Raw genomic sequence first — 25,523 nt, 5'->3', positions numbered from 1 at the left:
GATGAGTGTTGATTATGCAAGCCAGGGATTATACAGTCTGGTGTATTCTGCACCGTTCAACTTATCCGGAGAGCTGAAGATGAAGTTCCTGCTGGCCGTCCTCGCTGCATTTTCGCTGTTCACCGCGCCGGCCCACGCCGGCCCCTCGTACTTTGACAACACGGGCCGCAGCGACGTGCTGTCCGGCGGCGCACGCCTGATACCGATCCAGACGCCGAAAGGCGCTTTCAAGGTATGGACCAAGCGCGTGGGGAACAACCCCACCATCAAGGTCCTGCTGCTGCATGGCGGCCCCGGCGCCACCCACGAATACTTCGAGGCTTTCGACAGCTACTTCCCCGGCGCGGGCATCGAGTACTACTACTACGACCAGCTGGGCTCCGCGCGCAGCGACCAGCCGGACGATCCCTCGCTGCTGGATACCGCGCGCTTCGTGGAAGAAGTGGAACAGGTGCGCAAGGCGCTGGGCCTGGACAGCAGCAACTTCTACCTGCTGGGCCACTCCTGGGGCGGCATCCTGGCAATGGAGTACGCGCTGAAATACCAGCAGAACCTCAAGGGCCTGATCATCTCCAATATGATGGCCAGCATCCCTGCTTACAACGAGTATGCGAACAAGGTGCTGATGCCGAAGATGGACCAGAAGGTGCTGGCCGAGATCAAGCAGCTGGAGGCGGAGAAGAAGTACACCGATCCGCGCTACATGGAGCTGCTGCTGGCGAACCACTACGTCTATCACGTGCTGCGCATGCCGCCGGAGCAATGGCCCGAGCCCGTCAACCGCTCCTTCTCGCGCATGAACCAGAAAGTCTACGTGCCGATGCAGGGTCCGAGCGAGTTGGGCGCCAGCGGCATCCTGGAGAACTGGGACCGCGTGAAGGACCTGCCGAAAATCACCGTGCCCACGCTCGTGATCGGCGCCGAGCATGACACCATGGACCCGGCGCACATGAAGATGATGTCGCAGAAGGTCAAGCAGGGCACTTATCTCTACTGCCCGAAAGGCAGCCATATGGCCATGTATGACGATCAGCAGACTTACTTCAAGGGCCTGATCGCCTTCCTGCAGAAGACCGACAAGAAAGGCGCCAGATGAAACGCCTGTTTACCGCCGCCCTGCTGCTGCTCGCCGCCGCCAGCGCCTTCGCGCAGAACGATGCAGCTTTCCGCCAGCAGGTGAACGCCTTCGTCGACCGCTGGCACGACGATGCCGCCAACACCCGCCCCGAATACTTCGACAAGATCGCGCCCCAGGGCGTGTACATCGGCACCGACAAAACGGAAGTGTGGACGCGCGACCAGTTCAAGGCCTGGGCCAAGCCTTACTGGGACAAGAAGAAGGCCTGGGCCTTCACGGCGCAGAAACGCAATGTCTATTTTTCGCCGGACAAAAAATATGTGTGGTTCGACGAGCAGCTGAACACGCAGATGGGCACCTGCCAGGCCAGCGGCGTGCTGCGCAACACCGGCAAGGGCTTCCTGATCGAGCACTACCAGCTGTCGCTGGCCGTACCGAACGAGCTGCTGGATTCCTTCACTGCCATGATCGCAAAGCAGGAACAAAAGAAGTAAATGGCGCGTTTCCTCTTCATCCACCAGAACTTTCCGGGCCAGTTCCGCCATCTTGCGCCAGCCCTTGCGGCGGCGGGACATGAAGTTGTTGCGTTGGGTATGCGTTCGAACGTCGAAGCGCTGCCAGGCGTCCGCTACTTCGCGCACCAGGCACGGGTGCCCGCCGGCGCCGGCGAACAGCCGGCGCAACTGCGTGACCTGTTCAGTAAAGTACTGCGCGGCGAGTCCGCATCGGCCGCGCTGGCCCGCTTGAAGGAGCAGGGCTTCACGCCGGATACGGTGTTCGTGCATCCCGGCTGGGGCGAAGCGTTTTTCGTGCGCGACGTGTTCCCGCATGCGCGCGTTCTGGTGTATGCGGAATACTACTACGCCGCAGAGGGTGGCGATTCCTTCTTCGATCCGGAGTTCAGCAAGCAGCCAACGCTGGCCGAACTACAGCGCCTGCGCCTGCGCAATACGCACCTGATGCATGCGCTGTCCGACGCCGACGCCGCGCTCTCTCCGACGCATTTCCAGCGCGACCGCCATCCGGCCTGGTGCCGCGAGAAGATTTCGGTGATCCATGACGGCATTGATACGGACCGCTTCCGTCCCGACGCAGGGGCCAGTGTTTCGCTCGCCGCTGCTGGCGTTACGCTGCGGCCGGGCGATGAAGTCGTCACCTTCGTCTCACGCCAGCTTGAACCCTATCGGGGCTACCATATTTTCATGCGCGCGCTGCCCGAATTGCAGCGCTTGCGCCCGAATGCCCGCATTGTGATCGTCGGCGGCGATGGCGCGAGCTATGGCGCCGCGGCCCCGGCGGGAAAAACCTGGAAAGCCATCTTCCGCGACGAAGTTGCATCAGGGCTGGACATGCGCCGCGTACATTTCGTCGGCAAACTGCCGCATGAGCTGCTGACGCAGCTCATGCAGGTTTCGGCGGTCTACACCTACCTGACCTACCCCTTCGTGCTGTCCTGGTCCCTGCTGGAAGCGATGAGCACCGGCTGCCTGGTCGTCGGTTCGCGTACTGCGCCGCTGGAAGAAGTCATCGAACATGGCCGGAACGGCCTCCTGACGGATTTCTTCGATCCGCAGGCGCTGGCCCACACCGTCGCCGACGCGCTGGGCCGGCGCAGCAGCCTTGGCGCATTGCGCCAGGCGGCGCGCCAGACCGTCGTGGAGCACTACGACCTGCACCGGCAATGTTTGCCGGCCCAGATGCGCTTCGTGCTCGCTTAAGCTGTCAGCAGGAGGTCGGCCGCGGCAATGGCCGGTACACCGGTCAGCGTCGCAATCTGCGTCAGTTCGGCGGCACTCACCACCGCATCGGCCGCGCTGCTGCTGAACAGGTACAGTCCTGTCGACGTGCCGCTGTGGATCACGAACAGCGCCTTGTCGCCAAGCTGGTAGGCCGATGCGGCATTGCCGATTGCCTTGGCTACGTTCGCCGTCGCCAGGCTGGCGGCGTTCTGCGTGAACACCACCAGTTCCGCGTCGGCGGCAAAGCCGTTCGTGGCGCCATAGGTCAGCGCATGGTCGATCACGCTGTCTCCATTGCCGACCAGCGTACGCAGGACCTGGATGCAATCCGTACCCGTGACGAAGTCGCTGATGGTATCGAGGCCGCCTGACAGCACAAACACGTCGGCGCCCGTGCCGCCGGTGAGGGCGTCGTTGCCTGCGCCGCCTGCCAGCGTGTCGTTACCTGCCTCCCCGAACAGCTTGTCGGCGCCATTACCGCCAGTGATGGCGTTGTCCGATGCATTGCCTTTGCCGGTAAAGGCCGCCGTGCCGGTGTAGCGCAGCACCTCGACGTTAGCCGACAGGGTGTAGCTGGCTGCGGTGCTCAGCACCGTATCGCTGCCCTCGCCATCAAGCTCGATGGCCACATCGCTTGCAGCGTCCACGTAATAGAGGTCATCGCCGGTGCCGCCAGTCAGCGTATCGTTGCCCTTGCCGCCGTCCAGCGTGTCATCGCCCGCGTCGCCAGTCAGCTTGTTGGCGGCCGCATTACCGGTCAGGATGTTGTCGAGCGCATTGCCCACCAGGTGAGTGGCCACCGTGCCGGTGACCGTGGCGTGTTCAACATTCGCCGACAGCGAGAACGTCTGGTTGGCGGCCGTGTAAGCCACATTGACCTTGTCCGTGCCCTCGCCGCCTTCTTCGATAACCGTATCGCCTGTATTCTCGACCGTATAGGTATCGTCGCCTGCGCCCCCGCTCATCGTATCGGCGCCGGCCAGGCCGTTCATCGTGTCGTTGCCGCTGGTGCCCGTGAGGTTGTCGTTACCGAGCGAGGTGATATTGAAGTTCAGTTCCGCCAGCGTCTTCACGCCATCGCTGAACTGCACGTTCTCCACGTTGCGCAAGGTGATCTTCTGCGTGCCTTTCGTCAGCACCAGGTCGGTGGCGTTCGGCCGCGTGCGCGCGTAGTCGGTAAAGGCGCCACTGACCACGTAGGTGTCGCTGCCGGCGCCGCCATCAATGGAGTCATTGCCGTTGCCGCCGTCGATCACGTTGTCCAACGCGTTGCCGGTGCCCGCGAAGGCCGCCGTGCCGCTGTATTCCAGGTTCTCGACGTTGGCGGCCAACGTGTACTTCGCCAGTGCCGTGATAACTTTGTCGGTCCCGGCGCCGGCCGCTTCGGAAATCGCGTCGCCAGCGTTGTCCACGAAGTACCAGTCGTCGCCCAGGCCGCCCGTCAGTTTGTCGGCGCCAGCGCCGCCATCAAGCGTGTCATTGCCGGCCCCTCCGTCCAGCACATTCGCAGCGCTGTTCCCGGTCAGGCGGTTGTCGAGCGCATTGCCGGTCAGCCCGGCCGCACGGCTGCCTGTGACGATGGCGTTTTCGATGTTGCCACCCAATTGCCAGATGCCTGACGCGAGTGCCACTTCCACCGTGTCCGTCCCCTCGCCCGCTTCTTCGGCTACCAGATCGCCCTCCACATCGACCACGTAGCGGTCGTCGCCCTGCCCGCCGCTCATCGTGTCCACGCCCGCCAGGCCATCGATGGTATCGTTGCCTGCGGTGCCGGTCAGGATGTCGTTGCCGATCGAGGTGACGTTCAGAATCAGTTCGGCATACGTCTTCGTGGCATCACTGAATTGCACGTTCTCCACGTTGCGCAGGGTGATCTTCTGCGCGCCTTTGGTGAGCACCAGGTCGGTAGCATTGGGACGCGAGCGCGCATAGTCGGCAAAGGCTCCGCTCACGATATAGGTGTCGCTGCCCGCACCGCCATCGATGGTGTCGTTGCCGCTGCCGCCGTCGATCATATTGTCGAGCGCATTGCCGGTAGCAGCGAATGCCGCGCTACCTGTGTACTCGACGTTTTCGACATTCGCTGCAAGCGTGTATTTCGCCAGCGCCGTGATGACCTTGTCCGCGCCACTGCCAACAGCTTCCGTAATGGCGTCGCTCACGCTATCAACGTAATACACGTCGTCGCCGCCACCGCCCGCCATCTTGTCGGCGCCAGCACCACCGTCGAGCGTATCGTTGCCAAGGCCGCCGTCCAGCGTATTGGCGGCGCTGTTGCCGGTCAGTCTGTTTGCCAGCTCATTGCCGGTCAACGCAATGGCCGCCGTACCCTGAGCCGCGGCATCCTCCACATTCGCGGCCAGCGTGTAGACGCCAGCAGCCTTGAAGCCAACGCGCACTTCGTCCCGGCCCTCGTTCAACGCCTCGACAACCCGGTCGCCCGCGGCATCGATGATATACACATCGTTGCCTGCGCCACCGGTCAAGGTATCGTTTCCTGCCATGCCGTCGATCGTATCGCTGCCGCCGGTACCGGTCAGCATATCCGCGAAATCACTAGGGACGTTGCCGACCAGCTGCACCAGCGAGCGGCTGCCATCAGAGAATGCGACCGATTCCACGCCACGCAGCGTGATTGTCTTGCCGCTCACGCTGTGCGTAAGCCGCAGCTCCGTATCTCCGGTGCGGCTACGAACGAAGTCCGCCAATGCCGCATTCAGGAACAGCGTGTCAGTGCCCGCTCCCCCATCGGCCACACCGGAACCTGTACCAAGATAAAGCTGGTCGTTACCCTCACCGCCAAGCAGCGTGTCCGCACCCCCATTGCCTTGCAGCGTGTCGTCGCCTGCAAGGCCGGACAGCGAATCATTGCCCGAACCGCCAGTGATTTCGTTCGCCAACAGATTGCCGGTGCCGGCGAAATTTGCCGTACCGGTGTACAACATATGCTCGACGTTCGCTGCGAGCGTATAGCTGCCCGCGGTAACGCGAACCGTGTCGGCTCCTGCATTTTCCGCTTCCGTAATCACGTCACCGGATACGTCCACGAAATAGAGATCGGCGCCGGCGCCTCCGGCAAGCTTGTCCGCCCCTGCGCCACCATCGAGCGTGTCGTCACCCTGGCCGCCGGTCAGCGCATTGGCTGCGCCATTGCCAATCAGCCTGTTTGCCAGTTCGTTACCCGTCAGTCCCAGCGCTGCGCTGCCGCCTGCCGTTGCGTCTTCCACGTTTGCCGCCAGCGTGTATGTTCCTGCGGCCTTGAATACGACACGGACCTCGTCACGGCCTTCGTTCACCAGCTCGATTGTCTGGTCGGCCGCGTCGTCGACAAGATAGATATCGTCGCCGGCACCGCCCTGCATGGTGTCGGCCCCTGCCATGCCATCGATCAGGTCATTGCCGGCAGTCCCGCTCAGCGAATCAGCAAACTCGCTGGCGACGTTGGTGCCCAACTGCGCCAGGGTACGGCTGCCATCCGAAAACACCACGTTCTCCACACCGCGCAGTGTAAGCACCCTGCCGCTGGCACCATGGGTGAGGCGCAGGTCCGACACGCTGACACGTGCGCGGCTGAAGTCTGCAAAAGCGCCGTCCAGGTACACGGTATCGGTGCCTGCACCACCATCGGCCAGCCCGGCGCTGAGATAGAGCTGGTCGTCTCCCTCACCGCCAAGCAAGGTATCGATGCCTCCATTGCCGCGCAAGCTGTCGTTATCTCCGAATCCGGACAGCGAGTCGTTGCCTGCTCCGCCATGGAGCTGGTTCGCCAGCGCATTGCCGGTACCACTGAAACTTGCACTGCCGGTATAGCGCAAGTGTTCGACATTGGTGCTCAGCGTGAAGCTGGCCGCGCTGGCGTGGACCGTGTCGGTGCCTTCTGCGGCTGCTTCAGTCACGGTGTCGCCGGCATCATCGACGACATAGACATCATCGCCCAGCCCGCCAGCCAGCTTATCGCTCCCCGCGCCGCCATCGATGGTGTCATTGCCATCACCGCCGCTTAGCGTGTCGGCGCCCGTATTGCCGACCATATGGTTGGCAACGCCGTTGCCGACTGCTTTGACGGCCTGCCCGATATCCACAAACAGATCTTCGACGCCTTCGGCAAGGGTGAAATTATCGGCGCGGTAGTTCAGGCGCACGCTATCGAGCCCAGTGCCCCATTCATTGACGGTCACGCCGGCGCTATTGACGATATACACGTCATTGCCATTGTCACCGCGCAGAACGTCACCGGCGCCGCCAACCAGGGTGTCGTTACCCTCCCCGCCGAAAATTGAATCTGCCCCAGCGCGGCCATCGATATAGTCGTCACCACCCCGGCCCTCGAGGTTGTCTTCGCCCGTGGTGCCCAAAATCGTATCGTTGTATGGCCCGGCGAAAACATAGTGGTCGCTGCTTTCGATGAGCGACCCGGCCTTGGGTGAGCCATCGGGGGCTATTGCTGATGAGAAGTTGTCGATCGTCAACGTTGCCTTGTCGATGCCGACCAGGCGCAACAGCGTATATTGCGCGTAAGGGTAACTATTCTGGATAGGCGGCAGCACCAGCAGCGTGTCGCTGCCGTCCTGTACCAGGCGCAACTGCCCACTGGCAAAGGGGTTCCCGTTCAGATTGAAGGAGATTTTGGCGAGGGCCGCATCGACATCGATGACGTCGCCACCCGGCCCGGCTACGAAGTCAAGCACCCGCACATCGGCGCGCGGCTCGGAGCCCAGTACATAAGTATCACGCCCCGCCCCTCCCTCCAGCACAGCACTGACGCCCACCGGCAGCTCGCCAGTGAGCTTGAAGCGGTCAGCTCCTTCGCCGCCCACCGCTCGCACTACAGCCTTGGCGTCGGCCGCAAACTGACTCAGGTCCAGCAGGTCGTTTCCGGCGCCGCCGTCTAGCAGGTCCGCACCGTTGCCCGCGATCAGGGTGTCGTGGCCGTCGCCTCCGCGCAAGGTATCGTCGCCGCCGGCGCCATTCAGGCGGTCGTTGCCGCCACCGCCGCTGAGGCTGTCGTCGAACCAGTCGCCGAGCAAATCGTCATTGCCGTTGCTGCCGGTCAGCGTGCTGCCGCCGGCGTGGTCGCCGCCCGGTCCGACGCCGCCGCCAAAGTTCTGCAGTACCAGGTCGCTTACCTGTACATTCTTCAAGCGAACCAGACTGCTGTAGCCGGCACCGCTGTTGAGTTCCAGCTGGGTATCGGTTCCTGCCTGCACCAGCCGCAGTTTCCCCGCCACAAAGGGATCGCCGCCCTGGTAGCCCGGTAGGCCTTTGAGCAAGCCCCGCACGTCCAGCACGTCGCCGCCGGCGCCTGCCTGGAAATCATCGATGGTGGTGCCCGCAGTGACGGCTGCGTCACCCAGCACGAACGCATCGCGCCCGCTGCCGCCGTGCAGCAGAACACTGCGCTCGGCAACCGCGCCGAGGCGGATGAATTGGCTGCCGAGATAAAGGACATCGTTGCCGTCGCCGCCATCCGCCGCCATACGGCCATAGCCGTTGCTGACGTAAATAAGGTCGTCACCCGTGCCGCCGGCAAGGCTGTCGTCGCCGCGCCCGCCATCTCCGACCAGGGTGTCGTTGCCGGCGCCGCCATCCAGGCTGTCGTTGCCGCTGCGACCGGTGTTCGCGTTGCCGTCCGAGAACAGCAGGTCGTGCCCACCGCGGCCCTCCAGGGTATCGCTGCCCTCGCCGCCGACCAACGCTTCATCGGCATTGTCGCCAACCAGGGAATCATCGCCGCGGCCGCCGAAGATGGTGTCCTCGCCGCCGCCACCGAGCACGGTGTCGTTAAAGGAACTGCCGGTCAACTGCTCGCCCAGCCCGGTGCCATCGATGCGCAGGCCCGGGACCGGACTGCCGTCGGGACGCAGGCCCTCCACGAAATTGGCGGCGGTCACGCTCGCCACATTGACATTCTGCAGTATCAGCAGTGGCTTGAAGGTGCCGCCGGTAGAGTCAGCGTGGCTGTACTGCAGTTGGGTGTCGCCGCCGACCTGCACCAGGCGCAGCGTTTTTGCCGCGGCGCTGAAAGGGTTGTCGCCAGCGAAGCCATCCGGGTAGAGCGTTTCGTTCAGCAGGCCACGGAGGTCGATCTTGTCCTCTGCGCCAAAATCGGTAATGGTAAAGGTGCCGCGCACGCCGGCCGCAAACAGGTAAGTATCGCTGCCGGCGCCGCCACGCAAGATGAACCGGCTCGCCGCAGCCTCGCCCGGAGCCTTGTTGAATACAAATAAATCGTCGCCGTCGCCGCCATCCGCATCGACTGCGCCCATCGCCGCGGTGCCGGTTGCAATGCCCAGGCTGATTGTGTCATCCCCGGCGCCAGCGCGTATGGTGACCGAGCTCTTGTCCGCGAATGCGACATCGAAGAAGTCCTCGCCATCGCCGCCATCGAGCAGGTTATTGCCGTTGCGCGAAACCAGCAGATCATCGCCGCCCTCGCCATACAAGACGTTGTTGCCGATTTGTGTGGCAAACAGGACATCGTCACCTTCTCCACCGTGCAGCTCGTCGTCGCCGCGGCTGTCGTACAGCACGTCGTCGCCCGCCGCGCCGTCCAGCACATCGTTGCCGAAACGGCCGTCCAGCGTATCATTGCCAGCCCCGCCATACAGGGCATCATTGAACGGCGTGCCATTCAGCACATCGTGGCCGTCACCGCCCGCCTGCTCCCGCACCGGCAACGGCGAACCATCGGGCGCCAGTCCTGCCAGATTGTCGGCGGTGAGCTGGCTGCGCTGCACGTTCTTGAGCGTTACCAGTATCGCGGGCGTGAAATAGCTGAAGGCGCTGCCGTCCGGATCGACCACCACTTGCACATCCGCGCCCTTCTGAACCAGGCTCAACACCCCACTGGCGAAGGGATTGGTGTTCGCGCCGCCGCTGTTGTAGCCGTTGCTCTCAAGCATAGGCAGCAAATCGAGGCGGTCGCCGCCCTCTCCGGCCTTGAAATCGGTGATGATATAGCTGCCGCTGCTCCACGCCCCCCTGATCGTGAACAGGTCGCTGCCAGCGCCGCCAGTCAGCGTGCCCGTTACGCCCATTTCCAGCGCGATATCGAGAATGTCGTCGCCGGTTCCGCCGTCTGCCGAGACGCGGGGACCAAGGAGGCTGCCGCCGACAACGATCAAGTCGTCGCCGGCGCCGGCCATGAGGGTATCGTTGCCAGAGGTGGACCACAGCGTGTCGTTGCCATCGCCCCCTTCAAGCCGGTCATCGTCGGGGAACGGTGTATCCGGATTGGAACCACCGTCGAGCTCGTCGTCGCCCGCGCCACCCAGCAACGTATCGTGGCCGTCATGGCCAACCAGGTAATCGAGGCCATCGCCCCCTTCGAGCACATCGTTGCCGGCGCCGCCTGCCAGGCTGTCATCGCCCGCCGCACCGCGCAGCGTATCGTTCTGCATCCCACCGTACAACTCATCGTCCGCGCCACTGCCCTCCATCAGCCGTCCGCTCATCGCCGATCCATCCAGCTTGAAGCCGCCGATGAAGTTTGCCGATGTCAGCGTCCCGACCTTTGTGGACGAAAGTCGGAGCGCCGTCACGAACCCACTCGCTGTCCCCTTGCCATCCATATCCCATTGCAACAAAGTGTCGTTGCCGCTCTGCACGAGGCGGATATACTGATTCGCTGCAGCGAAGGGATTACCTGTACGAAATCCACTGTATTCAAGCAAGCTGCTGAGGTCGATAAGATCGCCATTTGCACCGCCCTGGAAGTCGCCGATGCGGATCGGCCCGGCGATATAGGATTGCTGCGGGCGGAAAATATCAGTGCCGGCTCCACCATTGGCCACCAATTCCGTGCTTGCCCATGAGTTGTAAAGCACCAGCAGGTCATCCCCGTCGCCGCCAGCCATTGACGCGGTGCCTGCGGCCGCCACCAGGAGGTCGTTGCCGGCGCCGCCGTCCAGCGTGTCGGCACCAGTTGCTGCAAGCAGCGTGTCGTTGCCATCGCCGCCTTCAATCGAATCGTCGGTGCTCTCGCCTACCAGACTATCATCGCCATTCGTGCCGTAGATGTTTTGCGTGCTCAAGGGAATCGTGTCTTATCATTTAAACCAGCCAGAGTAGCACATAGTTTCGGGCTGAAAACTCTCCGATTCCCACGAAAAACGTTGCGTCGAACAAAACCCCCACCAGCGGCAGCTGGGACAAATCAAAGAAACCCGGGCCTCTGCAAGGACGCGAGATCTGTTCAGGCCGTCAGTAGCAGGTCGGCCGCGGCAAGCTGCCTCAATTCGGCAGCACTCACCACCGCATGAGCCACCGGAAAAAAATCCCGCGCAAGGCGGGATTTCTCTCGTCAATACAACAGCTCAGACGTTGAACAGGAAGTTCAGCACATCACCATCCTTGACCACATATTCCTTGCCCTCGGCGCGCATCTTGCCCGCTTCCTTGGCGCCGGCCTCGCCCTTGTAGGCGATGAAGTCATCGAAGGCGATGGTCTGGGCACGGATGAAGCCGCGCTCGAAGTCGGTGTGGATCACGCCGGCCGCTTGCGGCGCGGTGTCGCCGATGTGGATGGTCCAGGCGCGCACTTCCTTCACGCCGGCGGTGAAGTAGGTCTGCAGGCCGAGCAGCTTGAAGCCGGCGCGGATCAGGCGGTCCAGGCCCGGCTCGTCCATGCCCATATCCTGCAGGAAGGCGGCCTTGTCCTCTTCTTCCAGGTCGGCGATTTCCGCTTCGATGGCGGCGCAGATGGCGACGATCGGCGCGTTCTGCGATTTCGCGTACTCGGTCAGCTGGTCCAGCAGCGGGTTGTTGGTGAAGCCGGTATCGGACACGTTCGCCACATACATGGCAGGCTTGGCGGTGATCAGGCACAGCGGCTTGATCAGGGCCATTTCTTCCTCGCTCAGGCCCAGCGCGCGCACCGGCTTGGCGTCGTTCAGTGCCGGCAGCACTTTCTCCAGCAGCGTCACCAGCTTCAGCGCTTCCTTGTCGCCGGAGCGCGCCTTCTTCTGCTCGCGGTGGATGGTTTTCTCGACGGTGCCCATGTCGGCCAGCGCCAGCTCGGTCTGGATCACGGCGATATCGTCCAGCGGGCTGACCTTGCCGGCCACGTGGATCACGTTCTCGTCCTCGAAGCAGCGCACCACGTTGACGATGGCATCGGTTTCGCGGATGTGGGCCAGGAACTGGTTGCCCAGGCCTTCGCCCTGCGAGGCGCCCGCCACCAGGCCGGCGATGTCCACGAACTCCACGATGGCATTGACGATGCGCTCAGGCTTCACGATCTCGGCCAGCTGCTTCAGGCGCGGATCCGGCACCTCGACGACACCGACGTTCGGTTCGATGGTGCAGAACGGATAGTTCTCAGCCGGAATGCCGGCCTTGGTCAGCGCATTGAAGAGAGTGGACTTGCCGACGTTCGGCAGGCCGACGATGCCGCATTTGAGACTCATGGAGAAAACCTTTGTTAGAAATAAAGTTGCCGCAAATTCGCAGCGAATAGACCGAGATTGTACCCCAGAACCACCCGTCCAGACGCTGACACCTTGGGGTCAGGCCCCCTCTGTCACTGACAGGTGGTGCCTGACCCCAGGGTGTCATGGTGTGTGGAGCTGCATGGTGGCGGCGGGGAATTTGCCTTCGACCACCAGGGGGATGATCTTCAGGCATTTTTCGATGGCTTCGTCGATCAGCAGCTGCTCTTCGCGGCGCGGACGGTGCAGCACGAAGTCGGCCACGTTCTGCGTGAGGTACAGCGTGCGCGGGTGGCCGATGCCCAGCCGCAGGCGCCAGTAGTCCTGCGTGCCCAGCGCCGCCGTGATGTCCTTCAGGCCGTTGTGGCCGCCCGAGGAGCCGCCCTTCTTCAGCTTGGCCGCGCCCGGCGGCAGGTCCAGCTCGTCGTGCACCACCAGCACTTCGTCGGGATTGATCTTGAAGAAGCGCGCCAGGCCGCCCACCGACTGGCCGGAACGGTTCATATAGGTCTGCGGCTCCAGCAGCCACACTTCCTTGCCGGCAATCGAGGCCTTGGCGGCCAGCGCGTTGAAGCGGCTTTCGCGCTGCAGGAAGCAGCCCGGCAGCCCGCGCGCGAGATTGTCCACCAGCCAGAAGCCTGCGTTGTGGCGGGTTTGTTCGTATTCGGGACCGGGATTGCCCAGGCCGACGATCAGGCGGATGGTCATGGCGCGCTGTCAGGTAAAAAACGTTGATTATAAAAAAACCCTGCCGTTGCGGGCAGGGTTTTTCGCGGTAGCGCCAGGAGGCGCCGCCGATTACTTCTTCTCTTCGGTCGCTGCAGCGTCAGCGGACACCTGGCCAGCCGGTACCGATGCGGTAGCGATGGTCACGTTGGTGCCGTGGGTTACAACGGTCACGCCTTCCGGCAGCTTCAGGTCGGAAGCGTGCAGGGAGGTGCCGACGTCCATCTTCGACAGGTCGACGGAGATGAATTCCGGCAGCTTGGCTGGCAGGCAGGAGATTTCGATCTCGTTGGCCACGTGGCTGATGGTGGCGCCGTGCAGTTTCACTGCTGGGGACACGTCAGCGTTTTCGAAGTGCAGCGCCACTTTCACGTGCACTGGCTGGTTTGCGTCAACGCGCTGGAAGTCAGCGTGCAGCACCAGTTGCTTGTATGCGTGCATCTGGAAGTCACGCAGCAGCACTTTCTGTGCTTTGCCGTCGATTTCCAGGTCCAGGATGGACGAGTGGAAGGCTTCTTTTTTCAGCGCGTGGAACAGTGCATTGTGGTCCAGTGCGATCGTCACAGGGGCTTCGGTGCCACCGTAGATGATGCCAGGGGTCTGGCCGGAATTACGCAGGCGGCGGCTCGCACCCGTGCCCTGCAGTTCACGTTTAAAGGCTACAACTTTCATTTGGAACTCCAAAATAAAGCAAGGCTTGAGAGCCCTGCAAAGTAAGAAGCCTTCCGCGACCAGAAGGCTCCGAAATCGGCAGCGGTCGCCCGCTGCCGGAATGCTTGTATCCGGGGAGATCAGTCCACGAACAGGGAGATCACGGAATCGCCCTTGATAATGCGTTTGAACGTTTCGGCCAGCAGCGGCGCGCAGGTCAGCTGGCGGATCTTGCCGCAAGCCTTGGCCGCGTCGGACAGCGGAATCGTGTCGGTCACTACCAGCTCGTCCAGCGAGGAACCGCTGATGCGCTCGATCGCCGGACCGGACAGCACGGCGTGCGTGCAATACGCGATCACTTTCTTGGCGCCGCGCTCTTTCAGTACTTCAGCTGCCTTTACCAGCGTGCCCGCCGTATCGACCATATCGTCCATGATCACGCAGTTACGGCCTTCAACGTCGCCGATAATGTTCATCACTTCGGAGACATTGGCCTTCGGGCGGCGCTTGTCGATAATGGCCAGGTCGCAGCCGAGGCGCTTGGCCAGCGCACGGGCGCGCACCACGCCGCCGACGTCGGGCGACACCACCAGCAGGTCCTGGTAGTCCTTCTTCTGCAGGTCGCCCAGCAGGATCGGGGATGCATAAATATTATCGACCGGAATGTCGAAGAAGCCCTGGATCTGGTCGGCGTGCAGATCCATGATCAGCACGCGTTCCACGCCGGCTTCTTCCAGCATGTTCGCGATCACCTTGGCCGAAATCGCCACGCGCGCCGAGCGCGGGCGGCGGTCCTGACGGGCGTAACCGAAATAAGGGATGGCAGCCGTGATACGGCCAGCGGACGCACGTTTCAGGGCATCGACCATCAGGATCAGTTCCATCAGGTTGTCATTGGTCGGCGCGCAGGTCGATTGCAGCACGAAGACGTCTTTGCCACGCACGTTTTCGTTGATTTCGACCATCACTTCGCCGTCCGAAAATTTCGAAACGACTGCTTTGCCGAGTGGGATGCCGAGATTCTTTGCGACCCCTTCTGCCAACGCAGGGTTAGCGTTGCCGGTAAAAACCATCAGGTTTTCGTAAGCCATTGGGAGTCCCAAGAAGGTAATTGATGATTCTTTTGAAAGGATGCCCCGGCGCGGCGGGAGCATCTTTGCTTTACTCTGGCTGGAGCAGCATCGCTCGACAGATCCAGAGAAAACGGGTGGCAGGGGAACAAGGATTCGAACCTTGGTATGCCGGAATCAAAATCCGGTGCCTTAACCAGCTTGGCGATTCCCCTACGCAACTGACATGCTTTTCGTCAATTGGCCAGTATTATACTGCCTAACTAACGCAAAGCCAAATCTTTTTACGCCTTACAACATGCCGGCCAGTGGATGCTTCGGCAGTGCTTTGGCCTTCCATGCGGTCCAGACCGGAGGCACTTTTTTCAGTACCGCTTCGGCCTGTTCTTCGCTGTCGAAGGCGCAGAACACGCAAGCACCAGAGCCAGTCATCCTGGCATCACCGTAAGCCCCCAGCCATTCTACCGCCTCGGCTACCGGCGGGAACAGGCGGGTGGCCACCTGCTGCAAGTCGTTTTTCCCGAAACCCTTTGCGTTGCCGAAGCTCTGCAGGTGTCTGGAAAAGTCCGACATTATGACGGCAGGGGTGTCTCTTGTCAAATGTTCGGAGGTAAAAATTTTTGCTGTCGGAACGGCAACGCCGGGCTCGATGACCACATACCAGCCCTCCGGCCCGGCGACCGGCTGCAGCGCCTCCCCCACCCCTTCGGCGAAGGCGGTTTCGCCGAAAATGAAGAAGGGAATGTCCGCCCCGAGCGGCAGGCCGAGGTCCATCAGTTCCTGCTTGTCCAGTCCGGCCTTCCACAGCCGGTTCAGCGCCATCAGCGTGGTGGCCGCGTCCGAGGAGCCGCCGCCCACCCCGCCGCCCATGGGCAGGATCTTGTCGATTTCGATATCCACGCCGGGCGGCAGCCGGCCCGTGCGGCGCTGCACCTCGGCCTGCAGCAGCTTCGCGGCACGGATGATCAGGTCCTGCTCTTCCGGCACGCCCGGCACCTCGTTCACGCGCCGCAGCCGGCTGTCTTCACGCAGGGTGAAATGCAGGGTGTCGCTGCGGTCGATCAGCTGGAAGGCGGTCTGCAGCAGGTGGTAGCCGTCGGCGCGGCGGCCGGTGACGTGCAGGAACAGATTGAGTTTGGCCGGGGCCGGGCAGTTCTTGAGGCTAGTCATTTGGCGGCATCGATGACGACGCGGATCGTGATGTCGGAGACGGGGCCGCTGGCGGCGCGCTCGGCGTCGATGCGGCGCGGGCGCGGCGGATTGCTGTCCGGCTGCCAGGACACGAAGCTCAGTTGCCAGCCATCCTGCGTGGTGACGGTGCTGTGGGCCGCGCTGGCCGTGAAGCGCTGGCCTTTGGCATCGATGGCATGGCCCTGCAGCCATTCGCGCAGGCCGGATACCGGCAGCGGCCAGCCCAGCGCCTGCGCACTCAGCTCGTCGATGCTGGCGGCGCGGCGCGGCGGCTTGTTGTCGCCTTCGCTCAGCACCGCTTCTTCCGGCGTGACGGCGATTTTCGCGACCGTGCTGCCGAGAGGGGTGGACAGTTCGATATCGGTGCGGCTGGCGGTCTGGCGCCACTCGAAGTTCACGGTGACGGAACCGGGCGTGCCGTCGCGCGTATAGGTGGCGGACATTTTGCCGCTCAGCGACAGGGCTTCGCTATAAGCTGCGACCGGCGCAGTGGAGACGGGACCGTTGCTGCTGCCGGTGGCGGCGCAGCCTGCCAGCAGCGCAGCAGTGAATGGAATGAGTGCGAGATGTCGTTTGATCATAAGCTGGTGTTGAGGCGCGCCAGCGTGCTGCGCAGCGCGTCATTTTTCGGGTCCTTTGCGCTCGCTTCGCGCCACAGTTTTTCGGCGCCGGCCTTGTCGCCCTTGTGCCAGAGCACTTCGCCCAGGTGCACCGCAATTTCGGGGTCGCTGCGCAGCGCGTAGGCCTGGCGCAGCATGGTTTCCGCTTCCTTCAGGCGGCCCAGGCGGAACTGTACCCAGCCCATGCTGTCCATGATGTAGGGATCGCCCGGCGCCATCTTGAGCGCCTTGTCGATCAGCTCATAGGCTTCGTTCAGGCGCACGCCCCGCTCCGCCAGCGAGTAGCCCAGGGCGTTGTAGGCGTGGTGGTTGTCCGGCACCACGGCCATCACCTTGCGCAGGGCCTGCTCCATTTCCTCGGTCTTGCCCATCTTTTCCGCCGCCAGCGCGAAGTCGTACAGCAGGTCGGGGCTTTCGGGGAAGCGGCCCACAGCATCGGACAGCAGCATGAAGGCTTCGCCGCTGCGGCCTGCATCGCGCAGCAGCTGGCCTTCGGTCTGCAGCAATTCCGCCTGTTCGGCAGGATCGGCCGCCGTGATGTCGTGCAGCTGCTTGATGGCGTCGTCCGTATTGCCCTTGCGCGCAATGAGATGGGCGCGCTTGACGCGGGCCGTGAACCAGAGCCGCGCATCATCGCTGTCGATGCGGTCGATCAGGGCCAGCGCGCCATCGAGGTCGCGCCTTTCTTCGGCAATCTGCGCCAGGAGCAGCAGCGCCTTGGAAGGATCGCGCTCGCCGTCCGGGCTCTTTTCGAGCACGGCCACATAGCGCTTGAAATAGTCTTCCGCGCGCGCCATGTCGCCGGACTGCATGGACATGATGCCCAGCGCGTACAGCGTGCCCGCGTTATCGGGCTGCTCCTTCAGCAGCGTTTCGAACTGCGTGCGCGCCTTGTCATACTGCTTCTGTTCCACCAGCATGCGCGCCCAGGCGGCGCGCACTTCCTTCGCATGCGGGTTCCGTTCCAGGAAGCCGGAAAACAGGCGGTTGGCCGCATCCACGTCCTGCAATACCTGCGCCATCGTCAGCACGGCCAGCTCGGATTCGGGACGCAGCTCCAGCGCGCGGCGCGCCTCGGCCACGGCGCGCTCGTTGTCGCCCGCCGCATAAGCGCCCTGCGCCAGCACCAGGTGCGCCTCCATCGTGCTGCCGTAGGGAGCCACCACGCGGTCCATCAGCGCGAAGGCGGCCGCCTTGTCGCGGGCGCGCAGCAGGAACTGCTGCATCTGGAACATCACCACGCCGCGCGCCACGGCCGGTGCGGCTTTCAGGCGTTCGGCAAACACGGCTTCCGATTCGGCCAGGTCGTCGCCCAGCACCGAGAAGCCGAGGAAGTATTGCGCTGCTTCGTCCGAGTCCGGCGCCAGTTCGCGCCACAAGCGAATGGCGGCCAGCGCCTCATTGCCCTGCTTCGCGGCCAGCGCCATCTCGGCCGAGCGGCGCGCCAGGCGCGGATCGCGCGTCTGCTGCGCCAGCACCATCATGCTGACGTAGGCGCTTTGCCACTGGCCGCGCTTGAAATCCAGTTCCGCCTTGGTCAGTTTGTAGAACAGGTCACTGGTCAGTTCGACCGGCGGCAGGGTTTCGCCCTGCGGATGCAGGGTGGCGGCGAGCGAATCTGCCGCATTCGTGCCGGCGGCCGGCGGCGTTTCGGCCGGAGGCGCTTCCGGCGCGTTCTGTTTTGGCGGCGCAACAGCGCACGCGGACAGCAGGGCCGACAGGGTTACAATGGCGAATGCGTTTTTCAAGGGCTTGATCCTGCAAAGTTCGGCTCAAGACCTGATTCTACGCCAAGCCGCCATTTGCGTCCCCACTGAGCCACACATGCCAGAATTACCAGAAGTTGAAGTCACCCGGCGCGGCGTTGCGCCCCATATCGAAGGCCGTTCCGTGCGCGAGCTGGTGCTGCGCCGCGACGGCCTGCGCTGGCCGTTTCCGGCGGGGCTGCCGGCGGCGCTGAAGGGTCGCACCATCGGCGCCACGGGACGGCGCGGCAAATACCTGCTGATTCATTTCGAACATGGCACGCTGATCGTCCACCTCGGCATGTCCGGCCACTTGCGCGTGCTGCCGCCGGGCATACCGGCCGAAAAGCATGACCACGTCGATCTTGTGGTCGAGGATGCAGGCGGGCTGCAGGTGCTGCGCATGACGGATCCGCGCCGCTTCGGCGCCGTGCTGTGGCACGCAAACGAAGATGGCGAACTGGAAGAACACGTGCTGCTGCGCGGCCTCGGGGTGGAACCGCTGGGCGCCGAATTCAGCGGCGAGCTGCTGTACCGCGAATCGCGCACGCGCAGCGCCGCCATCAAGCAGGTGCTGCTGGCAGGCGACATCGTGGTTGGGGTGGGCAATATCTACTGCTCGGAGAGCCTGTTCCGCGCCGGGATCAATCCGCGCACGCCGGCCAACCGCATCAGCCGCGCGCGCTACGACAAGCTGGCCGCCGCCATCCGTGAAGTGCTGGCGGAAGCCATCGTGCAGGGCGGCAGCACGCTGCGCGACTTCATCAGCGTGAACGGCCAGTCGGGCTACTTCCAGCAATCGTATTTCGTGTACGACCGCGCTGGTGTACCGTGCCGTGTCTGCGGCAATCCGGTACGCCAGGTGAAGCAGGGGCAGCGCTCCACCTTCTACTGCGTAAGCTGCCAGAAATAGGGGAACTACTGCATGATGGTCCGGGATCTCGAACACTACAGCGCATGGCGGCAAGGCGTGGTGGCCGCACTCCAGAATTACCGCAGCTGGGTGACGGCGGCCGAGCTGTCCGATGGCGCCACCGAGCAGCGCCTGGCGCGCACCCTGGCGCGGCTGGGCGACGACAAGCTGTCGGTGGCTTTCGTGGCGGAGTTCTCGCGCGGGAAGTCGGAACTGATCAACGCCATCTTCTTCGCCGGCTATGGCCAGCGCATCCTGCCCTCTTCCGCCGGCCGCACCACCATGTGCCCGACGGAGCTGCTGTATGACCCGGCCTGGCCGCCTTCGCTGCGCCTGCTGCCGATTGAAACGCGCGCCGAAAACCTCTCCACCAGCGACTACCGCGAGGACGATGCCGCATGGACCGTGTTCCCGCTGAACCTGGATTCGGCCGAGGCAATGCACGAGATATTCCGCCAGGTGAGCCTCACGCGCCATGTGAGCGTGGAAGAAGCCACGCGCTACGGCCTGTATGACGCGGACGATCCGGACCTGCCGGTAACGCTGGACGAACAGGGCCGCGTTGAAATCTCGCGCTGGCGCCACGCCATCATCAACTTCCCGCACCCGCTGCTCAAGCAGGGGCTGGTGATACTGGATACGCCGGGCCTGAACGCCATCGGCACCGAACCGGAACTGACGCTGAACCTGATTCCGCATGCGCATGCCGTGCTGTTCATCCTCGCGGCCGACACCGGCGTAACGAAGAGCGATATCGAAGTCTGGCGCACCCATATCGGGGCCGGCGCCGGGCGCCTGGTGGTGCTGAACAAGATCGACAGCATGTGGGACGAGTTGCGCAGCGATGCCGAAGTGGCGGGCGAGATCGCGCGCCAGCAGGAGCATGCGGCGCACCTGCTCGGCCTGGAATCGCGCCAGGTGTTTCCCGTGTCGGCGCAGAAGGCGCTGGTGGGCAAGATCACGGGCGACGCGGAACTGCTGGAACGCAGCCGCCTGCGGGCGCTGGAAGATGCGCTGTTCAACGAGCTGATTCCGGCCAAGAAGGACATTATCCGCAAGCGCCTGGCGGAAGACCTGCAGTCGCTGAACACGGCGCAGCAGGCCATGCTGGGTTCGCGCATGCGCGGCATCGTGGAGCAGCTGCACGAACTGAAAAGCCTGCGCGGCAAGAACCAGAACGTGATCGCGCACATGATGCGGCGCGTGGAAGCGGAGAAGAAGGAGTTCGACGCCAACCTGTTCAAGCTGCAGGCCACACGATCGGTGTTCACGCGGCTCTCCACCGACCTTTACACCAGCATGGGCATGGACCTGCTGCGCGACCATGTGCTGGGCGTGCGCGACACGATGGCGCGCAGCCGCTTCTCGACCGGCATGCGCGATGCCGTGCGCACCTTCTTCGACGGCATTCACGCCGACCTGGACCAGTCGGAACGCAAGATCGAGGAGATCCGCGGCATGATGGATGCGATGTACCGCAAGTTCTCGGCGGAGAACGGCATTGCGCTGGCCATGCCCATGCCCTTCTCGCTGCTCAAGTACCGCGAGGAGATCGAGGACGTGGAAGCGGTCTACCACAAGCAGTTCGGCACGGCGACCTTGCTGATGACGAGCCGCGTGGTGCTGATGGAACGCTTTTTCGATTCGATTGCCTCCGCCGTGAAGCGCTGCTACAAGGCCGCCAATGCGGATGCGGAAGCCTGGCTGAAAGTGATCATGGCGCCGCTGGAAGCGCAGATCCGCCAGCACAAGGACCAGCTGAAGCACCGCCAGGCTTCGATCCAGCGCATCCATGATGCAACGGACAGCCTGGAACAGAAAATCGAAGCCTTCGAGACCAGCCAGGCGGCGCTGGAACAGCAGAAGGCAAGGCTGGCCGAACTGGCCGGCGCCATCAGTATCGCGATCAACGCCGAATTCGTGGCGCTGGACGCGGCAGCATAGGGAACCGTTTTGTCGTACGAAGATTTTGCAGACCCCAGTTTTTCGGCCGACCTGATCGGCTGGCAGAAACAGCACGGCCGCCATGCGCTGCCGTGGCAGAACACCCGCGATGCCTACCGCATCTGGCTGTCCGAGATCATGCTGCAGCAAACGCAGGTGTCGGCCGTGCTGGGCTATTACGCGCGCTTCCTGGAACGCTTCCCCACGCTGCAGGATCTCGCTGCGGCGCCCGTAGAGGACGTGATGGCGCAATGGTCCGGGCTTGGCTACTACACCCGGGCGCGCAACCTGCACAAATGCGCCCAGCGCGTGGTGGCGGAATATGGCGGCGTGTTTCCCTCCGATCCCGCCTTGCTGGCGGAACTGCCGGGCATCGGCCGCTCGACTGCCGCGGCCATTGCCGCCTTCTCCGCAGGCGCGCGCGCGGCCATCATGGACGGCAATGTGAAGCGGGTGTTCGCACGCGTGTTCGGCATCGACACGTATCCCGGCGAACGCAAGACCGAGGAAGCGATGTGGCGGCGTGCCGAAGCCCTGCTGCCGCACGAGGGCATCGAATCGTATACGCAAGGCCTGATGGACATGGGCGCCACGCTGTGCACGCGCAGCAGCCCGGATTGCGAGCGCTGTCCGATGCAGCCGCGCTGCGTGGCCTTCGCGACGCAACGCACCTCGGTGCTGCCGGTGCGGAAGCCGAAAAAGACCACACCGGAGAAGCAGACACTGATGCTGCTGATCGCGCACGAGGGACAAGTGCTGCTGGAGCAGCGCCCAGCGTCCGGCATCTGGGGCGGCTTGCTGTCGCTGCCGGAAGTGGGCGGCCATGCACCGGCTGATGAGGATGAGCCGCTGGAGGTGGACGAGGTGGCGGTGGCGCAAGCCGTGCAGCAGTTCGGCATCATGGAGTCGCAGGAGCGCCTGCTGCCGGTGACGCACGTGTTCACGCACTACAAGCTGCACATCACGCCGCTGCTGATTGCCCTGTCGGGCCGCAGTGCACTGGCCGCCGATGCGCGCTACATGTGGCTGGACACGGCGCGCATCGCCGACGCCGCCCTGCCAGCGCCGGTGAAGAAACTGCTGCTCGAACTGCTCGGCAACCGCGCCGATGCGCAGGCCCGCATGTTCTAGCCCAGCATCCTCGCCACCGTCAGCGCGGCGCTGAAGCTGACCAGCGACATTGCCGCTGCTGTCGCGACGAACCATTTGACGAGACGCATCTCCAGCGCGCCGATGTCCTCTTTCGTCGCGTAATTGGAGCGAATCACGGCCACGTCGGTCTCAAGCGCGGCGATGCGGCGTTCCATGCTGCTGCGCCATTCTGCGGTGGTGTCGTCCATTGTTCACCCAAGGTAGCGTCCGGCGGCGAATGCAACCATGCTCAGGCCCATTGCTGTCGCGAAGAACCAGCGGATCAGGCGGCCTTCGACAGCGGCCATCTGCGTTTCCAGCCGCGCGAGATCCTCTTTTGTTGCGTAGTTGGAACGAATGACTGCCACATCGGTCTCGAGCGAGCCGAGGCGGCGTTCGACGCTGTTGCGCCATTCGGAAGTGGTGTCGTCCATGATGCTTCATCATTGTCCGCGCAAGCGCGGGCGTCAAGCGCCACGCTTGAGGCCTTGATGAGGCTCACAGCTCTTCGAGAGAGTAGATGCGGTGGTGTTCGCGGATCGCGTAGCGGTCCGTCATGCCGGCGATATAGTCGGCGATGCGGCGCGCCTGCGCGGTGGCGTCGTGCGGCGCCACGCGGTAGTCCGGCGGCAGCAGCGAGGGCTCCTCGGTGAAGGCCTGGTACAGCTCGCGCACCATGCGGCTCGCCTTGTGCCGCATGCGGTTCACCTTGTAATGGCGGTAGAGGTTCTCGTACAGGAAGCGCTTCAGTTCCGTCGCATCCTTGCGCATCTGGTCCGAGAAGCGGATCAGCGGCGGCGACCGGCGCACATCGTCGATGTCCTTCGGTGCGGCTTCCAGGATGCGCTGGCCCGAAGTGACGATCAGATCATCGGCCAGCGCCGTGATCAGGCGGCGCAGCGTTTCGTAGATGGCGCGGCGGCCCGACAGGCCGGGGAAAATCGCCTGCACCTCGCGCCACAGGCGCGCGAAGAAGTCCACCTGCTCCAGCTGCGCAATGGTAATCAGGCCCGAACGCAGGCCGTCATCGATATCGTGGCTGTTGTAGGCGATTTCGTCGGCGAGGTTGGTCAGCTGCGCTTCCAGCGAAGGCTGGGTGCGGTCGATGAAGCGCTGCGCCACGTCGCCCAGCAGGCGTGCGTTGTTCAGGGAGCAGTGCTTCAGGATGCCTTCGCGTGTTTCGAACATCAGGTTCAGGCCATCGAAGGCGCCGTACTGCTCCTCCAGATGGTCCACCACGCGCAGGCTTTGCAGGTTGTGTTCGAAGCCGCCGTGCTCCTTCATGCATTCGTTCAGCACGTCCTGTCCCACATGCCCGAAAGGCGTGTGGCCCAGGTCATGCGCCAGCGCGATGGCTTCCACCAGGTCTTCGTTCAGGCGCAGGTTGCGCGCCAGCGAGCGGCCGATCTGCGCCACTTCGAGGCTGTGCGTGAGGCGGGTGCGGAACAGGTCCCCCTCGTGATTGAGGAAGACCTGGGTTTTGTATTCGAGCCGGCGGAAAGCCGTGGAGTGGATGATGCGGTCGCGGTCGCGCTGGAACTGGCTGCGCGAGGCGTGCGGCGTTTCGGGATAGCGGCGGCCGCGCCCTTTGTCCGAATGTGCGGCGTAGGGGGCGAGCGCTTCTTCCATTGCTTACTCCACACAGGCGGCCAAGGTGGCCAGCAACAGGTCCTGCGGCGCGGTCGTCACCACGGCGGCGCCGGCCGGTTTGAGCAGGATGAACTTGATCGCCCCGCCCTCGTTTTTCTTGTCCACTTCCATCAGTTCCAGCCAGCGCGCGGCGCCAAGGTCGGGCGCCTTGACCGGCAGGCCGGCCGCGGCCACCAGCTTGCGGATGCGCTCCACCGCCGCGGCATCGATAAAGCCCATGCGCTGCGACAGGTCGGCCGCCATCACCATGCCGCAGCCCACCGCCTCGCCGTGCAGCCAGGCGCCGTAGCCCATGCCGGCCTCGATCGCGTGGCCGAAGGTATGGCCGAAGTTGAGGATGGCGCGCAGGCCGCCCTCGCGTTCGTCCTGGCGCACGATGTCGGCCTTGATCTCGCAGGAGCGCGCAATCGCATACGCCAGCGCGCCCTTCTCGCGCGCCACCAGCGCCGCCATATTGGCTTCGATCCAGCCGAGGAATTCCGCGTCGATGATGCAGCCGTGCTTGATCACTTCGGCCAGGCCGGCCGCCAGCTCGCGCTGCGGCAGGGTTTGCAGCACCGAGGTATCGGCCACTACCGCCTTCGGCTGGTAGAAAGCGCCGATCATGTTCTTGCCCAGCGGGTGGTTGATGCCGGTCTTGCCGCCCACCGAGGAATCCACCTGGGACAGCAGCGTGGTGGGCACCTGGATGAAGTCCACACCGCGCATATAGGACGCCGCCGCATAGCCGGTCAGGTCGCCGATCACGCCGCCGCCGAGGGCGATCAGGGTGGTCTTGCGGTCGCACTTATGGGCCAGCAGCGCATCGAAGATCTGCATCAGGCTGGCCCAGTTCTTGTACTCCTCGCCATCCGGCAGCACCACGGTGATCACGTCCTTGCCGGCCGCGGCGAGCGGCGCACGCAGGCGCTCCAGGTAGAGCGGCGCCACGGTTTCGTTGGATACGATGGCAACCTTGTTGCCGCTCACATGGCGCAGCAGCTGGGCCGGATCATCCAGCTGAGCAGGGCCGATGGCGATGGGGTAGCTGCGCTCGCCCAGCTCGACGTTGAGGAGGATATTGGTTTGTTCGGTCATCGATGGTTCTGCCCTGGTGCTGCAGTCCGGCGCGGCCTGGCAGGCCAGGCTGTCCAGCTGGTTCAAGATTATCTGAACCATCGATTGTACGTTAGGCCGGCCGGTATCGACCACGAGATGCGCCATCCCGAGGTACAGCGGCTCGCGCTGGGCCAGCAGTTCTTCCAGTTTTCTGCGGGGATCGGCGGTCTGCAGCAGCGGGCGGTTCTTGTCGTGGCTGGTGCGGTGCAGGATGCTGTTGATGGTGGCGCGCAGGTAAACGACGGTGCCGCGCGACTGCAGCAGCGCGCGGCTGTCGGGATTCAGGATGGCGCCGCCGCCGGTCGCCAGCACAATGCCGTCCTGGGCGCACAGGTCGCGGATAACATCCGCTTCCCGGCGGCGGAAACTGGCTTCACCCTCGATTTCGAAAATCCATGGAATCGAGGCGCCGGTGCGCGCCTCGATTTCGTGGTCCGAATCGACGAAGCGCAATCCCAGCTTGCGGGCGAGCATACGGCCTATCGTCGTCTTGCCCGCCCCCATCAGTCCTACAAGGTACACATTCTGCATTCAGTCAG

Annotated in this window: 18 protein-coding genes and 1 tRNA gene; 6 read left to right on the top strand and 13 right to left on the bottom strand. The window is 63.6% G+C overall.

The genetic code is table 11. The annotated features are described in order from the left end of the window. The first annotated feature begins 79 nt into the window (after positions 1-79). From ACJRPG_RS21040 to ACJRPG_RS21030, 3 genes are read left to right on the top strand one after another with little or no spacing between them, the layout of a single operon-like run. Positions 80-1,096: a proline iminopeptidase-family hydrolase gene (locus ACJRPG_RS21040; protein WP_408002053.1), complete on the top strand. Its 1,017-nt coding sequence runs from the start codon at positions 80-82 to the stop codon at positions 1,094-1,096. Then, positions 1,093-1,572 (top strand): nuclear transport factor 2 family protein, encoded by a 480-nt coding sequence (locus ACJRPG_RS21035; RefSeq protein ID WP_408002052.1) that lies wholly within the window; start codon positions 1,093-1,095, stop codon positions 1,570-1,572. Before ACJRPG_RS21040 ends, ACJRPG_RS21035 begins: the two co-directional genes overlap by 4 nt. After that, entirely contained in the window at positions 1,573-2,796 is a 1,224-nt protein-coding gene (locus ACJRPG_RS21030) for a glycosyltransferase (protein ID WP_408002051.1), read from the top strand. It abuts the gene before it with no gap. On the opposite strand, the gene ACJRPG_RS21025 is transcribed toward ACJRPG_RS21030, so the two are convergent. From ACJRPG_RS21025 to ACJRPG_RS20985, 9 genes are all read right to left on the bottom strand, one after another. Further along, entirely contained in the window at positions 2,793-10,850 is an 8,058-nt protein-coding gene (locus tag ACJRPG_RS21025) for a beta strand repeat-containing protein (RefSeq protein WP_408002050.1), read from the bottom strand. The two genes, ACJRPG_RS21030 and ACJRPG_RS21025, sit on opposite strands and share 4 nt — an antisense overlap. 282 nt (positions 10,851-11,132) lie before the next feature. Further along, complete coding sequence (ychF, locus tag ACJRPG_RS21020; protein WP_408002049.1) at positions 11,133-12,224, bottom strand: redox-regulated ATPase YchF; 1,092 nt, start codon at positions 12,222-12,224, stop codon at positions 11,133-11,135. A 144-nt stretch (positions 12,225-12,368) separates the two neighbouring features. Next, on the bottom strand, positions 12,369-12,953 hold the full coding sequence (gene pth / locus ACJRPG_RS21015) for an aminoacyl-tRNA hydrolase (RefSeq protein WP_408002048.1): 585 nt from the start codon (positions 12,951-12,953) through the stop codon (positions 12,369-12,371). 90 nt (positions 12,954-13,043) lie between these two features. Beyond that, on the bottom strand, positions 13,044-13,643 hold the full coding sequence (locus tag ACJRPG_RS21010; protein ID WP_408002047.1) for a 50S ribosomal protein L25/general stress protein Ctc: 600 nt from the start codon (positions 13,641-13,643) through the stop codon (positions 13,044-13,046). A 119-nt stretch (positions 13,644-13,762) separates the two neighbouring features. After that, positions 13,763-14,713 (bottom strand): ribose-phosphate pyrophosphokinase, encoded by a 951-nt coding sequence (locus ACJRPG_RS21005; RefSeq protein WP_408002046.1) that lies wholly within the window; start codon positions 14,711-14,713, stop codon positions 13,763-13,765. A gap of 117 nt (positions 14,714-14,830) precedes the next feature. Continuing rightward, positions 14,831-14,907, bottom strand: a tRNA-Gln gene (locus tag ACJRPG_RS21000). 76 nt (positions 14,908-14,983) lie between these two features. Then, entirely contained in the window at positions 14,984-15,862 is an 879-nt protein-coding gene (gene ispE / locus ACJRPG_RS20995; RefSeq protein WP_408002045.1) for a 4-(cytidine 5'-diphospho)-2-C-methyl-D-erythritol kinase, read from the bottom strand. After that, entirely contained in the window at positions 15,859-16,464 is a 606-nt protein-coding gene (locus tag ACJRPG_RS20990; protein WP_408002044.1) for an outer membrane lipoprotein LolB, read from the bottom strand. Before ACJRPG_RS20990 ends, ispE begins: the two co-directional genes overlap by 4 nt. Next, positions 16,461-18,251: a tetratricopeptide repeat protein gene (locus ACJRPG_RS20985; RefSeq protein WP_408002043.1), complete on the bottom strand. Its 1,791-nt coding sequence runs from the start codon at positions 18,249-18,251 to the stop codon at positions 16,461-16,463. Before ACJRPG_RS20985 ends, ACJRPG_RS20990 begins: the two co-directional genes overlap by 4 nt. 76 nt (positions 18,252-18,327) lie before the next feature. Between ACJRPG_RS20985 and mutM the strand changes: the two genes are divergently transcribed. Genes mutM through mutY form a run of 3 tightly spaced genes read left to right on the top strand, consistent with a single transcriptional unit; the run spans position 18,328 to position 22,236 of the window. Next, complete coding sequence (mutM, locus tag ACJRPG_RS20980) at positions 18,328-19,161, top strand: bifunctional DNA-formamidopyrimidine glycosylase/DNA-(apurinic or apyrimidinic site) lyase (protein ID WP_408002042.1); 834 nt, start codon at positions 18,328-18,330, stop codon at positions 19,159-19,161. A gap of 15 nt (positions 19,162-19,176) precedes the next feature. Beyond that, on the top strand, positions 19,177-21,105 hold the full coding sequence (locus ACJRPG_RS20975; protein WP_408002138.1) for a dynamin family protein: 1,929 nt from the start codon (positions 19,177-19,179) through the stop codon (positions 21,103-21,105). 9 nt (positions 21,106-21,114) lie between these two features. After that, entirely contained in the window at positions 21,115-22,236 is a 1,122-nt protein-coding gene (gene mutY / locus ACJRPG_RS20970; protein WP_408002041.1) for an A/G-specific adenine glycosylase, read from the top strand. On the opposite strand, the gene ACJRPG_RS20965 is transcribed toward mutY, so the two are convergent. The 4 genes from ACJRPG_RS20965 to aroKB form a co-directional block, all read right to left on the bottom strand. Next, positions 22,233-22,445 carry a hypothetical protein gene (locus ACJRPG_RS20965; protein ID WP_408002040.1) on the bottom strand — a complete coding sequence of 71 codons (213 nt, stop codon included), beginning with the start codon at positions 22,443-22,445 and terminating at the stop codon, positions 22,233-22,235. The genes mutY and ACJRPG_RS20965 overlap by 4 nt on opposite strands. A gap of 3 nt (positions 22,446-22,448) precedes the next feature. Continuing rightward, the gene (locus ACJRPG_RS20960; RefSeq protein ID WP_408002039.1) at positions 22,449-22,670 is read right to left on the bottom strand and encodes a hypothetical protein; all 222 of its coding nucleotides are present in this window, start codon (positions 22,668-22,670) and stop codon (positions 22,449-22,451) included. Between the two features lie 64 nt (positions 22,671-22,734). Then, the gene (locus ACJRPG_RS20955) at positions 22,735-23,865 is read right to left on the bottom strand and encodes a deoxyguanosinetriphosphate triphosphohydrolase (protein ID WP_408002038.1); all 1,131 of its coding nucleotides are present in this window, start codon (positions 23,863-23,865) and stop codon (positions 22,735-22,737) included. A gap of 3 nt (positions 23,866-23,868) precedes the next feature. Continuing rightward, positions 23,869-25,488, bottom strand: a complete 1,620-nt coding sequence (gene aroKB, locus ACJRPG_RS20950; protein WP_408002137.1) for a bifunctional shikimate kinase/3-dehydroquinate synthase AroKB — start codon at positions 25,486-25,488, stop codon at positions 23,869-23,871. Positions 25,489-25,523: the final 35 nt, after the last annotated feature.

Origin of the sequence: Pseudoduganella rhizocola, from assembly GCF_045984285.3 — a bacterium.
In the GTDB taxonomy this organism is placed as follows: domain Bacteria; phylum Pseudomonadota; class Gammaproteobacteria; order Burkholderiales; family Burkholderiaceae_D; genus Rugamonas.
The sequence above is the reverse complement of the archived record's forward strand: the minus strand, read 5'-3'. Positions and strand labels throughout refer to the sequence as shown.